Annotated in this window: 15 protein-coding genes; 8 read left to right on the forward strand and 7 right to left on the reverse strand. The window is 37.1% G+C overall.

Annotation, left to right across the window (positions count from 1 at the left end; translation table 11 throughout):
* Positions 1–116: 116 nt before the first annotated feature.
* Positions 117–959: a hypothetical protein gene (locus AA0Y26_RS12275; protein WP_413362032.1), complete on the forward strand. Its 843-nt coding sequence runs from the start codon at positions 117–119 to the stop codon at positions 957–959.
* 160 nt (positions 960–1,119) lie between these two features.
* Positions 1,120–1,983 (forward strand): manganese catalase family protein, encoded by an 864-nt coding sequence (locus AA0Y26_RS12280; RefSeq protein WP_413362034.1) that lies wholly within the window; start codon positions 1,120–1,122, stop codon positions 1,981–1,983.
* Between the two features lie 69 nt (positions 1,984–2,052).
* On the opposite strand, the gene AA0Y26_RS12285 is transcribed toward AA0Y26_RS12280, so the two are convergent.
* On the reverse strand, positions 2,053–2,679 hold the full coding sequence (locus tag AA0Y26_RS12285) for an NUDIX hydrolase (RefSeq protein ID WP_413362036.1): 627 nt from the start codon (positions 2,677–2,679) through the stop codon (positions 2,053–2,055).
* Positions 2,680–2,741: 62 nt separating this feature from the next.
* Positions 2,742–3,209 (reverse strand): NUDIX domain-containing protein, encoded by a 468-nt coding sequence (locus tag AA0Y26_RS12290; protein ID WP_413362038.1) that lies wholly within the window; start codon positions 3,207–3,209, stop codon positions 2,742–2,744.
* Positions 3,210–3,523: 314 nt separating this feature from the next.
* Between AA0Y26_RS12290 and AA0Y26_RS12295 the strand changes: the two genes are divergently transcribed.
* Together AA0Y26_RS12295 and AA0Y26_RS12300 are read left to right on the forward strand one after the other, a co-directional pair.
* Entirely contained in the window at positions 3,524–5,026 is a 1,503-nt protein-coding gene (locus AA0Y26_RS12295; RefSeq protein WP_413362040.1) for a DNA/RNA helicase domain-containing protein, read from the forward strand.
* A 111-nt stretch (positions 5,027–5,137) separates the two neighbouring features.
* Complete coding sequence (locus AA0Y26_RS12300) at positions 5,138–5,311, forward strand: asparagine synthase (RefSeq protein WP_413362042.1); 174 nt, start codon at positions 5,138–5,140, stop codon at positions 5,309–5,311.
* Positions 5,312–5,454: 143 nt separating this feature from the next.
* Here AA0Y26_RS12300 and AA0Y26_RS12305 read toward each other — a convergent pair whose 3' ends face one another.
* On the reverse strand, positions 5,455–6,648 hold the full coding sequence (locus AA0Y26_RS12305) for a methyl-accepting chemotaxis protein (protein ID WP_413362044.1): 1,194 nt from the start codon (positions 6,646–6,648) through the stop codon (positions 5,455–5,457).
* Between the two features lie 257 nt (positions 6,649–6,905).
* Between AA0Y26_RS12305 and AA0Y26_RS12310 the strand changes: the two genes are divergently transcribed.
* Both AA0Y26_RS12310 and AA0Y26_RS12315 read left to right on the forward strand, forming a co-directional pair.
* Entirely contained in the window at positions 6,906–7,799 is an 894-nt protein-coding gene (locus tag AA0Y26_RS12310) for a MerR family transcriptional regulator (protein WP_413362046.1), read from the forward strand.
* Positions 7,796–8,794 (forward strand): EAL domain-containing protein, encoded by a 999-nt coding sequence (locus AA0Y26_RS12315; RefSeq protein ID WP_413362048.1) that lies wholly within the window; start codon positions 7,796–7,798, stop codon positions 8,792–8,794. Before AA0Y26_RS12310 ends, AA0Y26_RS12315 begins: the two co-directional genes overlap by 4 nt.
* 12 nt (positions 8,795–8,806) lie before the next feature.
* On the opposite strand, the gene AA0Y26_RS12320 is transcribed toward AA0Y26_RS12315, so the two are convergent.
* Positions 8,807–8,965: a hypothetical protein gene (locus AA0Y26_RS12320; RefSeq protein ID WP_413362050.1), complete on the reverse strand. Its 159-nt coding sequence runs from the start codon at positions 8,963–8,965 to the stop codon at positions 8,807–8,809.
* Between the two features lie 884 nt (positions 8,966–9,849).
* Here AA0Y26_RS12320 and AA0Y26_RS12325 point away from each other — a divergent pair.
* A complete protein-coding gene (locus tag AA0Y26_RS12325) occupies positions 9,850–10,491 on the forward strand; it encodes a hypothetical protein (RefSeq protein WP_413362052.1) in 642 nt (213 codons plus the stop codon).
* Positions 10,492–10,672: 181 nt separating this feature from the next.
* Here AA0Y26_RS12325 and AA0Y26_RS12330 read toward each other — a convergent pair whose 3' ends face one another.
* The 3 genes from AA0Y26_RS12330 to AA0Y26_RS12340 form a co-directional block, all read right to left on the reverse strand.
* The gene (locus AA0Y26_RS12330; protein WP_413362054.1) at positions 10,673–11,608 is read right to left on the reverse strand and encodes a hypothetical protein; all 936 of its coding nucleotides are present in this window, start codon (positions 11,606–11,608) and stop codon (positions 10,673–10,675) included.
* Positions 11,609–12,035: 427 nt separating this feature from the next.
* A complete protein-coding gene (locus AA0Y26_RS12335) occupies positions 12,036–12,236 on the reverse strand; it encodes a cold-shock protein (RefSeq protein ID WP_036158806.1) in 201 nt (66 codons plus the stop codon).
* 213 nt (positions 12,237–12,449) lie between these two features.
* A complete protein-coding gene (locus AA0Y26_RS12340; protein ID WP_413362056.1) occupies positions 12,450–12,764 on the reverse strand; it encodes a DUF1033 family protein in 315 nt (104 codons plus the stop codon).
* A 312-nt stretch (positions 12,765–13,076) separates the two neighbouring features.
* Here AA0Y26_RS12340 and AA0Y26_RS12345 point away from each other — a divergent pair, with 312 nt between their 5' ends.
* Positions 13,077–13,358 carry an acylphosphatase gene (locus AA0Y26_RS12345; protein ID WP_413362058.1) on the forward strand — a complete coding sequence of 94 codons (282 nt, stop codon included), beginning with the start codon at positions 13,077–13,079 and terminating at the stop codon, positions 13,356–13,358.
* Positions 13,359–13,391 lie beyond the last annotated feature (33 nt).

The raw sequence follows: 13,391 nt of genomic DNA on the forward strand, positions 1-13,391 counted from the left end.
CACTATCTTACTAAATGCTAGTGAGATTATGAAAGGAAATTAAGGGATTTTATCCAATAGTATAAACTAGGCACTGAAAAATAAGATTTGCCTGAAATAAGATTGGAGGAATATTATTGATCATTCATAATACTGTTACCGAATTTTTAGACCGTTATGAACCTTCCACTGCGTATATCCAGCAATATTTTCAAAAGAACCAGCGTCATTTTGAAGAATATTTTAAGTATCATTGCAAAAATCCCGATAAAAAGTTAACTGAAGCTGTATCCAAGCATAAGGAAAAGATAGTTGACTTGAAAATAATGGCCAAGTCAATGCCCGATTTTATCATGGAAATCAAAACTAAGTATGAGAAAATGTATAAAGTCCAATTTACAAAAGACGTACATCTGCTAGTAGGTCTTTATGGCTCAAATGCTTATACATATAGGAAGATTATGCCTGAAATCGTCTTTTGCTTAGAAAAGCTTTCTCCTCAAAAGGACCATTTGAAAGTAATCATAGCCCATGAATTTGGCCATGCTCTGCACAATCTCCTATCAGAAAAAGCAGGAATCGATTGGTCAGCTATCCCATGGACAAGCCCTTGTACATGGTTACTTCAGGAAGGCACTGCTATCTATTTTTCCATGAAAGCAGCCGCCACAACTGAGGATATTTATTTTGCCTTCGAAGAAGATATTGAATGGCTTGATTTTGCCAAAAGTAACGATGTTCACATCATAAAAAGATTCATGGAAGATTTACATTCATCCTCCCCGGAAGATATATTCAGAGAATGGTTCTCCATCAATGGCGGTTCGGCTTTTGGTTATACTCGTCTCGGCTACTTTATTGGCTATCAAATTGTAGATAAACTGGCTGAGGAACTTGGGGAGCTGGAAGCTGTCACTCTTTGGGGAAACAAACAATTTAAAGAAACCATGTTGAACAAATTAAGGGAATTATCCCCTTAAAAATGAATTTATTTTAGACTTTAGAAAATTGTACAGTCTATTGGTTGAGATACTTTAGCTTCCAACATCGTTATTTTTTAAATAATGAATTGCTCAGCTTTTTCTATCCATACTAATTATGGCGGAAAAGTGCTGAAGCAACTAATAAGGAGGAAGCTAAATGTATTATTATAAAGAAGAATTAATCAATATTATTAAGCCTGATAAGCCCGATCCTGCAGCTGCAAGAGTATTACAGGAGATTTTGGGAGGGCATTTTGGCGAGATGCGCACAATGATGCAATTCTTTTTCCAAAGCTCTAATTTTAGAGGAAAAGAAACACAGTTCCGTGATTTGCTGCGCGGTATTTTTCTAGAGGAAATTGCGCACGTAGAGCTTGTGCAAAATACGATCAATCAATTATTAAACGGCTCAGGTGAGTCTGCTATGCCCGGAAACAGCGGTGCAGCTGGTGCTCCTTTAGAGGACCCAATTAAGGATGCTAACACTAATCCTCATCACTTTATCATCGGTGCACAGGCATCACTTCCAGTAGATGCTGCCGGACTTCCATGGAATGGCTCCTGGGTTTATGCACATGGAAATCTAATTGCTGATTTATTGGATAATCTAGTCCTTGAATCAACAGGAGTTCTACAAAAAACACGTATTTACGAAATGAGTTCCAATCAGACATTCCGTGAAACACTTGCTTTCCTGATTGTTCGCGATAATGCTCACCAAAATGCATTTGCCAAGGCTCTCGAAACACTTGGAGTGAATTGGGGGAAAATACTCCCTATTCCAAATTATGATATTAATAAATACCCTGAATGCCGTAAGTTTGTTGATATGGGCTACCATAATATGCTGTTTGATTTCCGTCTGGACCAAACTCGTATGAACGAAATATTCCAAGGAACATCACCTAGCAGAAACGGCGGCACTTTACAGGTTTCCCAGCCGCCAAAGGGCTTCCCTGTCCCTGTAATGCCTGCTATGCCAAATGAGCATAGTCCAGGTCTTGAAGATCTAGAGCGCTAATAAAATAGAAAATCCCCGCATATTCCGCTGGGGATTTTCTATTGAACATATCTAATTGTCCTGCAAGGTTTACCTATCGCGTTTTTCCATCCAGCTATTTATTTTTGCTATTAAAGGCATCTGGTAAATAGATGGCAGGGTTTCCATATCAGCTAGCGTGATGACTTTTTGCTCAAAGATTTTTTCCTTGTTGATTACTTCATAGCCTTCTATCGTTACTTGTTTCAGCACACCATTCCCCAATTGAATAAATTGCTCTAAAGGAAGGCGGTAAATGCCATCTAACTCAATTTCCTGAATTTTAAATTGAGCAAAACCATTTTCAACTGTATAAAGAAATACATGCGCAAACTCAAAATCTTTTATGGATGCATTCTCAATTTTATATGGGATGATACCTAGAGGGTGCAGATCATTAAAATCCACCTGTAGACCTAACTCTTCCTTCATTTCTCTTATACCATCTTTCACTGTTTCATCTGACATCAGATGACCAGCCGCAGTAATATCAAATTGACGAGGATTATCTTTTTTAAGTTTACTTCGAAGCTGAAGATAAATATGCCACTGTTCATTAATTCTCTCTAGTACCCAGCAATGAAACACCTCGTGCCAATAACCATAGCGATGCGTTTCTTCTCTTGTTGCTATGCCAATATGTTCATAATCTTTCGTAAAAATATTTAGTACTTCCATTGTTAAGTCCCTTTCCCAGTTAGTAATCTCCCTATGTAGATAGAATTTATTTTATAAAATTACTAATACGTCTCCAATTCGTGCTCTTCAAGAAAACCCATCATTTTTTTATGCTTACTATAGTTAATGATTTGATCACGAATATTTGGATAAAGAATAACTTTATGCAGGTCATTAAGCGAAACCCATTTCACTGCTGTCTGATTTTTATCCGGTACAGCAGGCATTTGTACAGCTTTCCCATCCCTGATTCTGCATTCAAAAATGGTTGTAACAGAATGAATGCTGCCATATTTCTCATTGTTCAGGTGTGGAGCGTATTCATAAATAAGCACCGCTTCACCTACCTCTACCTCAACAGAAGCTTCCTCTCTAGCCTCCCTTTCCATTGCCTCAATTAGACTTTCCCCGGCTTCTACGCCTCCTCCAGGTAAATTATAATGTACGCCGTTCTCATCTTTGAATTCGATTAACAAAACTGCATCATCTTCTATAATCAATGCACTGCTCCTCATCCTTATTGGATACATTTTATCTCTCCTTTTCACAGTTTTTCCTCAATAGTCTGCATGCACTTGCGTAACCTATTTGCTTTTAATACAGGTAAATCCTTATCATATAATACAATAACTGAAATTGAAAAAATTGTCATTTCCATATAGGAATCTGGTTAGTTTTTTGCTGTACAATAAACAGTAGATTGGCTATGTAAAATACAATCTTCACCTGAATACAATTTAAGTAAACGGCATAAGAGTGGAAATGGGAAGGAATACTAACGGATAATGCACATATAAAAGTTAAACAAAAAACTATTATTGTGAATAACAAGGAGGCGCAAGCTGTGAAAGCGATTAATCTTATTTCCTTACTGAATGCACAAGCAGATTTAAGTGACTTAAGCTTCAAAAAGTATGTTAGCGGCTTTGGCATAAATCCGCATATTAGAATGAACGAATTAGCTGATTTACTTTCATTAGTAGACACACTGCGTAAACATACACCCTTTACATATATATTCAATAATTTTTTTGTCGGATTTATGATTAACCAAATTGGGAAGGAGTTTGATTTACTCCGTATTGGTTTAAACAGTGTTGTGAATATTGAATTGAAACGAAAAAGTACAGAGGAGAAAATTACAAAACAGTTGATACAAAATGAATATTATTTGAAATTTTTGGATGTAAAGCTCTATCAGTTCACCTATGTTTCGTCGACCGAAAAGCTTTATATGCTCATTGATTCTCAGCGAATTGAAGAGGTGGACTTCCAAGTATTAATTGATCGGCTGCGAGATCAGCGTTTACTGGAAATCGAGAATCTTCATCATCTTTTCGATCCAATTAATTACCTAGTTTCACCCTTTGAATCACCAGAAGCTTTTTTAAAGGATGAATACTTTTTGACAGCACAGCAAAGTACATTTAAACGAGAGATTATGGAATTGGCACCAGTTGATGTTCCCCTTTTTCTTTCCATAGAAGGCGGACCTGGCACAGGTAAAACACTGCTGCTATACGATATTGCAAAAGACTACATCCGAAAGTCGCATGGTGTGAAGATCTATCATTGCGGAAAGTTGAATACTGGACATGAAAAGTTAAAAAATAGCTATAGCTGGCCCATTGAGTCAATTCCAACTGGGGTGCATCCTATTTCCTTCATAGATGAGGATTGGAGTATGTACGATTTAATTATTTTCGATGAAGCGCAGCGGCTTGATAAGCAACATCTTGCATTGTTCCTCAATAAAATTCTTACAGTGCCGGTGAAGTGTATCTTCTCATTCGACAGACAGCAATATTTAACCTCGCAAGAAATGAAGAATGACATTCCAGGTTATTTAGAGGAGCGGCTACACCCAAAGCAATATGAATTAAAAAATATTATACGGTGCAGTAAAGAAATCCAGGCATTCATCAGCAATTTGTTTGATTTGGCTAAACAATCAAATAACCAAAAATATACAAATATTAGCGCTCAATACTTCTCTTCTCATGATACCGCTGGCAGCTATCTTCATTACTTAAATGAAGAAGGATGGAAGGTGCTTGATACCACCCTTTTGAAGGTTCCAGCTGTTCAATCTGAGGATGGCGAAGTACGCGAGGACAGCTTCTATGAAATCATTGGTCAGGATTATGAGGAAGTGGCTGTCGTGATCGACTCTTCCTTTTATTACAATGAACAGAATAAATTATCACATACCGAAGGCGAAAAAAAACTAAAGTATCAACAGACGAAGCTGCTATTTCAAAATGTGACCAGAGCTAGAAAAAAGCTGCATCTTGTACTAATCGATAATCCGGAAGTACTGGAAAAGATAGTGAACATTTTAGCGTAACTAACGTATTCAATTCATAGTCGGTATCCTTTTGCATAATTTTCACCGATACGGACCAAAGTAAGTATGGTGATAGTTCACCATTAACTACTAACGATGGAGGGATCTTTTATGAATATTCGTGAAGGCTTAATCCCAACGATATTAGGTTCAGCTGTAACTGCAACTGGGTATGCACTGAAACAAAAGAATGGCTCGAATCAAATGATTGCGAACACTATTTTTGGATTTGGTCTTGCCCATATTGTTTTAGGTGCAATTGACCTTGTGGAGCATCGTAGCTAGTTAACAGACACATCTCGACTTTGTTAAGTCGAGATGCTGTTCTTTTAGACATATGTAAAATAAATTCCTGTTGTGTAGATGATTTTCTGCCTTAAAACCTTACATATAAGGATTTCATCAGAAAGATCCCATGGAACCTTGCCTTATAAATTTGTTGCCGTAGCAAATAATGACTCAGCAGTTCCTGCCACTTCATTTATTTCTTCATTAATTGCTTCAATAACGTCCGTTAATTGCGTAATATCCCCCTTCACCTGTTCAATCGACTGCTCGTTCTTCTCTACTTCTTTCTTTATCCCATCAAACACGTGTCTTGCATTGTCGACCACTTTTCCATTTGAGGCTGTAGCTTCATGAACATGTCCTATAGAAATATTGACTTGGCCGGTTAACTGAGAGGCTGTCATGACAAGGGTTGTAATATGACTAACAGACTGCTTGGATTGCTCTGCCAGCTTACGGACTTCCTGCGCGACAACGGCAAATCCCTTTCCATATTCTCCTGCCCGCGCTGCCTCTATAGAAGCGTTCAATGCTAACAGATTCGTCTGGTCAGCAATCGATTGTACAATGCCTAAAATCGATTCGATTTTCCCCGAAGCTTCCACCAAATTTGTCGTATATGATGTTACCTCTTGAATTTGCTGAAGCATTTTTTCGGTTTCTTTTTCCAACTGATTCATATAAAGCTGCCCCGTTTCTGACCGCTCCGCAACCCGTTTTACAGCTTCGCTATTCTCACTGATATGCCTACCTAATAAAACGGTTGTTTGCTCGACATCTGTCATTTGCCTGCTTGTTGCTTCCGTCAGGTTGGCCAGTTTGCCGCTGATAGATGAAATACTGTTCTTCAATTCTTCTTTCACGATATTATATTGTTCGCTAATGAGTCGCTGATTTTCTTTTTCATATTCCTCCAGCACGATCTGCATTTCAAAGTTCATCCATCTAGATACAACGGTAGCGATTACCAATGGCTTTGTATGTATTGTTTCATCCTCTACTAATAAACGTATGATGTTTTCTTGAATCTGCTGGAATGTGCCCATATACCATTTCGGATCTAATCCCATTCTAAAGTGGATCTGCGCTAACTGGCGCTTTTGTTCAATTGTCTTTTGAGTAAGCTCCCCATCAAACATCGACACCACATATTTCCCAACGATTGCCTTTAGCTTTGTAACTGAGCTTCGCTGCTCGATGAGATTTTTCAATTCTGGAACAGCAAGAATCTTATCGTAAAAAATGTCCGTAATTTCTTCTATATGCAAAGAGACCACATGCTGAAAAGACATTAGACGTTTCATGTCCTCTTCTCCAAGGTCAATTAATTCCATTTGTAATAGTAAAGGTCCAAGCTCCTTTTTGTTGCTATTTGGATGGTACTGACCTAGCCCTTCTTCTATATCTGTTGTTTTTTTGGACCATGAAAACCTCTACTCCACTTCCTTCTTCCATATTTTTCTTCATTATACTTCGTACGTCACAGCTTGTACAACTTTTCATCCCCTAATGTTAGACAAAATTTAGACAAGCTTTACTGATTGTTGGTTAATACTGTATGATAGATTAAAACATTGATGGAGGGGAAGTTTTGACCAATACTAAAGATGACATGCTTTCTATTCAACAAGTCTCCGTTCGAACTGGTTTAACAAAACCTGTCATTCGGAAATGGGAAGACCGCTATAAAACAGTAGAACCGAAGCGACTGGATAACGGCCGGCGTGTTTATTCTGAGCACGACGTTCATATTTTACGAATGGTAAGAAGGTTTGTAGATGAGGGTATGAGCATTCAGCAAGCAACGAACTATGTACTTGAAAACCATTCTGAGCAGCCTACTCAACCTGTTACTCCTACTATTTCTGAATTTTATTTTCGATTGCTAGAAGAAGGTGCAAATTGTAATGTTCCAGCCATTCATCGTATTTTACAGAAGGCACATCACAAGCTCGGAATTCTTGCATTTCTCGACGAGGTAGTCTCGCCTTTGTTATATGAAATAGGTGTAAGGTGGGAAAAATCCGAGTGGAGTCCTTTCCAGGAAAGTGTTTGCTCAACAGTTATCCGCGATTATCTTGTCGGCCTACGGCATCAAATACAGGTTCCTAATGATGCTCCATTAATACTAGCTGCCTGTCTGCCTGGAGAAGTTCATGATCTGCCGCTTTGCATTATGCTTTTGAAAGCTCGAATAATGGGATACCGCGGTTATTTAATCTCCAGCTCTCCTGCCCCAGGTTCAATAGAACATCTAATAAGACAATTCAATCCAGCCATTGTTTTATTGTCAGCAATGAGCTTGACACCATTCGAGCTATGCCCTGACTCTTTGGAATCGCTTGATGAATTTGCTAAATATAACCCGCACGTCCAAATTTATGCGGGCGGCATTGGAGCGAGAAGTTATCTCCAGTCACATACTTTACATTCAATACTCTATAAAGAATCATTAGAGTCTATTTTAGGAGAGAAACTACAATGAGCTGCATAAACTGTACCATTAAACCTTCTACATTTCAGGTTCGTTTTCAGGAAAAAGAACACTTACTGCACATGATTGCAAAACATATTCAACGTATGGGATTCCCTGCCATTATAAATGAAGAAGGCCATCTTTATATTGAAGAAGAAGCAATGAATGAGGTAGTAAGCTTCTGTGAAGATTTTAGCGAGCTCTCAAAAATTCAATTTGCAAATGATCAGCGATGGTTATCACTAAAGGAAATAAAGACGTTACTCGCAGCTTCCTGGGTAGAGCAGATTATAAAGGAAAAACGAATCATTTGTTATTCGCAGGCGATCATTACGCGGAATGAAGAAATTTATGGTCATGAAGTGCTTGCTCGTTTTATCTCTGTGGATGGTAAATTACTTTCACCTGGTGAGGTATTTGCAGCTGCCAAAATTCGAGGAAAGCTTTATGCTCTCGATCGTACATGCCGTCTTGCCGCCGTGCAATATGCAGAAAGGCTGCCTAATAAAGTATTCATCAACTTTCTACCGACCTCCATATATTCACCAGAATTCTGTTTACGCTCCACAGTAGCGCTCGCAAACCGACTCAATATTAAGCCTGATCGTTTTGTTTTTGAAGTAGTGGAGACAGAAGAAGTCAAAGATACAGATCATTTAAAGCATATTTTGAATTATTATCAGGAAAAAGGATTCCGCTACGCACTAGATGATGTAGGAGAAGGTTTTAGTACGGCTGACCTGCTGGCAGATATTACCCCTCACTATATGAAACTTGACCGCCAATTTGTAGAAGGAATTGCAAATGACACAGACAAGCAACAGGCAGCCCGCTTCTATTTAGATAAAGCGAGATCAATCGGCTCAATTCCTCTAGCAGAAGGAATTGAAAAACGAGATGATTATCTATTCCTTAAGGAAATGGGTTATGAGTTATTTCAGGGTTTCTATTTCAGTCGTCCACAGGCAGAACCCGTGATACAACTTGACTGGAGCCTGCTTTAAATATCTCATGTACTATATAGAGATGATTACGTAACCATTATTAATAGAAATATAGTACGGCCTTACTTTTACTAATCTACTGTTCACATACCCAACGGCCGCCATCACGAGTATGGATTGCTCATAGGCTGGGTGTGTGCTTGGTACCCCATTCGGAAAATACGTGCGCATCTGTGAACAATTTCGGAAGCATACAGGAGTTTCTAAACTGACGCCACTACTAGGGATAGTAACTTTTGTTTTTTCTGGATCGGCTTTTTGCTTACCAAAGAATGAGGCCATCTATCAAGGTGAAAACCGTCCCATTTTCGGCAGTTCCAGTGGTAGAAGCCGGAACTGCACCAAGCGCCGATCTCACTTCTTTATGAGAGTGGCCATAGCTGTTATCCTTGTTATAAAAAGGAGCGACTCCCTTCGGAATTATCGCCTCTCCATAAAGCTCAACCCACTGTTTGTTTTAGAACTATGACAGCCCCTTTTCCTACTTCTTATACGCTTTTCTACTAGAGAAGCAATCTTCGTTTCAATTGCCTTGCTTGTATCCTCCATTAGCCCGGAAATCTCCCCATAAACAGACGATTTTGGCACATCCGTAAAGGTTATCTTTGTACGTACATACTTACATTCTGATCCCCGCTTAACATTATGGCAACACGCTATTAGGATATATTATTATCCGGAAGAACATTGCATTATTATCCTACTTTATTTTATTAATACATTGATAATACGTTTGACTGTTCAGTGCATCTACAACTGATTTAGTAAAAAAAACTCATTATCCACATAACATTTACTAGTTTCTCTAAACTAATTTTTCTGTAATCCCGATCGTATCACACAGCATATTTTCCCTGCGTCATTTATCACGTTACCGTTAGATATCTAAAGCTTCCACTAGAATAAATAGTTTGAAGGTATGGATGAATTAAAAATAATGCAGGTATATTTATTCAATTAACAAATAAATGTTTAATAGAATCAAAAGTAAGGAATATGTAATAAGTTAACATACATATTATTTTTTATTACGCATAGTGAAAGGTCGGTCATGAATGAAGCAGCTTATTTTAATAATGGCAGTAGCTTTATTATCTGCCTGTAATATGGCAGAAGGAGAACATACAGAGGAATTTTTGGTTGAAGAACAGGTCAGCGCAGTTGCTGCAGAATATGCCTATGCTTATGAAAACGCTTCACCGTTGCAGCTATTCTTCAAGGAAGATCAAACGAAGGCCACGTTTTATGAGAGTAATGAAAATGGAGATTCTTTCACTGAAGAAACCTTTTGGTTATCTGAGGATTATGTAAAAACAATTATTGTAAAACAAGGTGTAGCTACTTATAGTATTTATCGCATTACGAAAGATGCGATTGAAATAATGTATGAAGGTGAAACTGACCTAAAAGTTACTACAGCTGACTTGCAGCGAATGACAGTAAAAAGGAGCTTTCTTACGTTTCCCATCGAAATAGGTACTTCTTTAGAAGGCTGGACAGTAACAAATGTAAACCAGCAGATTGAAACTCCCTTCGAAACCTTCCATGATGTGGTGGAGCTCACTCAAAAAATTGAGGGACAAATCATACGTCGATATTTTGCATCAGGTTTTGGATTAGTAAAAGAAACGATTAGTATCAATACAGATCAAGGTGCAGCGGAAACTTCTTTCCTATTGGATACTCTTGAATATTAGTGGCAAACACTCAACATTTTGTTGGGTGTTTTACTATTGGTTCCAGGCTTAGTAACTGCTTTAGTTTTTTTAATTTTTCGTTATTTAGTGTCGGATAAAATGCAAAAAAGCTAAGCAATAAGCTCAGCCCACTATACAATTCTAATTAATAAGTAGTGAATTAAATAATTTGTCTGTCTCTTTAATTGAATTTATAAACTGCAGGCTTTCCACCTATCACATTGAAATCCTGTTTGAAGGAACCGATGTAAATATCAAGTGTAAGCTTCTCTCTGTTTCTCAATAATGAGTCTAATACGGTATGATCCATATTTTTATATTTTTTACGCTCTATTTTATATGCCTTTTTCAAAAAACGTTCGTATTCCCTTACATTATTTGTTTTTTCACAGCATGTTAAGATAAATACTCCTATAGATGAAATATAGGACTTATCCTCCTTTTCAAAAAAGCGCTTGTAGATGGAAAGAGCCGTCTGATACTGCTTTTCCAAAGTCAGGAACATGATTTCTATCTTGTAAAGGAGCAAATGGCAAAATTCATCAGTAAAATCCAAATCCCATGTAAAAATATCTTTAAAACAGTGATGAAACTCTTCTTTTCTGTCTAAAACTGATAGCAAAGTTAAAAAGGTGAAGTAAAAATTCAGTACATGATGTTCCTTCCCATTAAAATGCTCTTTATCAAGCTGTTTAAGAAGCTCCATGCTGCGCTCAAAATATTGGCACCCTGTCTCTATTTTAATCTTCTTCTCATGGGAATTCATGGCTTGAAGAAGTTCTGTAAGCGCTTTTCCGTAAAATTGCTGGGCTTTACCAAGGGTATGCACTGTATAATACTTACTTTCAGCAATTGAAAAATACTTACCTGTGTACATTTCACCATTCAATTCAGCTGTTATATCATCCAGCCTCTTTAATGTATCATAAGGCTTTGTATACCGCCCCAAGTAGATACAAGCTTTTAAGTATATCCCCATCAGATCTGTGACTTCTTTGTAGTCATCAGATTCTATCTTTTCATCAATCAATTGAGGAATTTCTAATAATAAGCTTTCAATATTGCTATCATTTATTAGACACTGATCCCCTAATAGCTCTTTAATTGTTTTATTCAATATGAGAACACCCCCTTCTTTATAACTAATATCTTTCTACTTATTATAATATATTTTTCCTAATAATTCCCCATACAGGCTTAAAATTTGTATAAAAGATAATTTATGTATATAAAATTAACATTATTAGTGAACCTTCCATTCCCACTGAATTATATAGTAGAAACATTAATCTCCTATAATTTAGTAATACCTCTATCGTTATTGTACTTGTAATTATTACGTGTAAAGAAAGGTGAATCTGGACTGCTGCATCCTTATTTCTTATGTTTCCATGTACTGGAAAACTCCCCTATCCCTATTTTCACCAATCACACAGCTGGTATTTCTGGCTGCCGCTCCTTTTCTAAAATCCAGCACACAAAAAGGCACCCTACAAATGCAGGGTGCCTGTGGATTAACATAGTTAATGTTTAATTACAGAGAATTAAAGTTTAATTACGTTAGCAGCTTGTGGTCCGCGGTTGCCATCTACAACTTCGAACTCAACTTTTTGACCTTCGTCAAGAGTTTTGAAACCTTCGCCTTGGATTGCTGAGAAGTGTACGAATACGTCGTTTTCGCCTTCTACTTCGATGAATCCGAAACCTTTTTCTGAGTTAAACCATTTTACTGTACCTTGTTTCATTTAAGAAAACCTCCAAAAAATAAAGTTAACAATATGGAATTTCTTTACCGCAATAAAAAAACTCACATATTACGAAGAGTACCGAAAAATTTACCGATCACTCTTTGTAATATGTGAATCTGTACCCGGCCAAGCAATTTTATTGTTACTCTTAGTATACCATCTATTTACACTATGTCAAACAATTTTTCCGTCATTTTATAAAATTTTCTTTTATTTCTGTAAATTACAATGTATATAATTGGTCGGAACGCATGCCTCTACTATAATGCCATGGTAAATCTGGACATCTTCATCACAGCCTTCACAAAATTCGCATTCTTCTTCATTCCAAAAAGCGATAAATTTATCTTTTCTGCGATCCTCAAATTCGAATTTTGAACGAAATTCCTGCAGCATTTTTTCGAGTGCATCTTCAAATTCTTCTTTCGTTTCATATAGGTTTGTCGAAACGATTTGCGATTCCCACCCTTCAAATTGCCACCATGGTTCGAAATCTGCCTTCATGTAAATAATTTTGTACATCATCGACAATCCTTTCCTTTCTTTACTATTGTATTTTAATCACTAGAACCGAATATGTCTATCAATAGGGATTTGTGTTTGGTAAGATATTGTTGAAATTACCTCTGCTGCTATAAAATATGTACGTACATCAATTATGAGGAAGAATCTTCTTAACCATTCACTTATGTACATATTTAAAGATCAACAAACTGATCAACTCCATACAAAATTTCTATCTAACTTATACAAATTAACCCTCGGATAAAATTAATAAATATTAGTAGGGTCATTGATCAGCAGAATAGAATTAACCCTAATAAGGAGGTAGTAGAAATGGCGAAGCGGGTCAAAATTGTATTTTTTGGATATGCAAAAGGAACCGGCCGCAGATTTTTCATTAAACAAAAAGCGCTTGAATTAGGCTTAAAAGGGTATTGTACTCTAAATAGTGAAAGACGGCTCGAAGTCGAGGTAGAAGGACGCACAACTGCGGTGGATGAGTTTATTGTTTTTATTAAAAAAGGAGTAAGCTCACAAACTGCGTCTAATGAGTTCTCCCTCGAAATTTTCAAAGAAGTAAAAGGTTATACTGCTATGGAGTCGGATATTGTTTAATGTCCGACTTTTTGTGTGATAAAATAATGGTAT

Origin of the sequence: Lysinibacillus canaveralius, assembly GCF_047301505.1 — a bacterium.
In the GTDB taxonomy this organism is placed as follows: Bacteria; Bacillota; Bacilli; order Bacillales_A; family Planococcaceae; genus Lysinibacillus_B.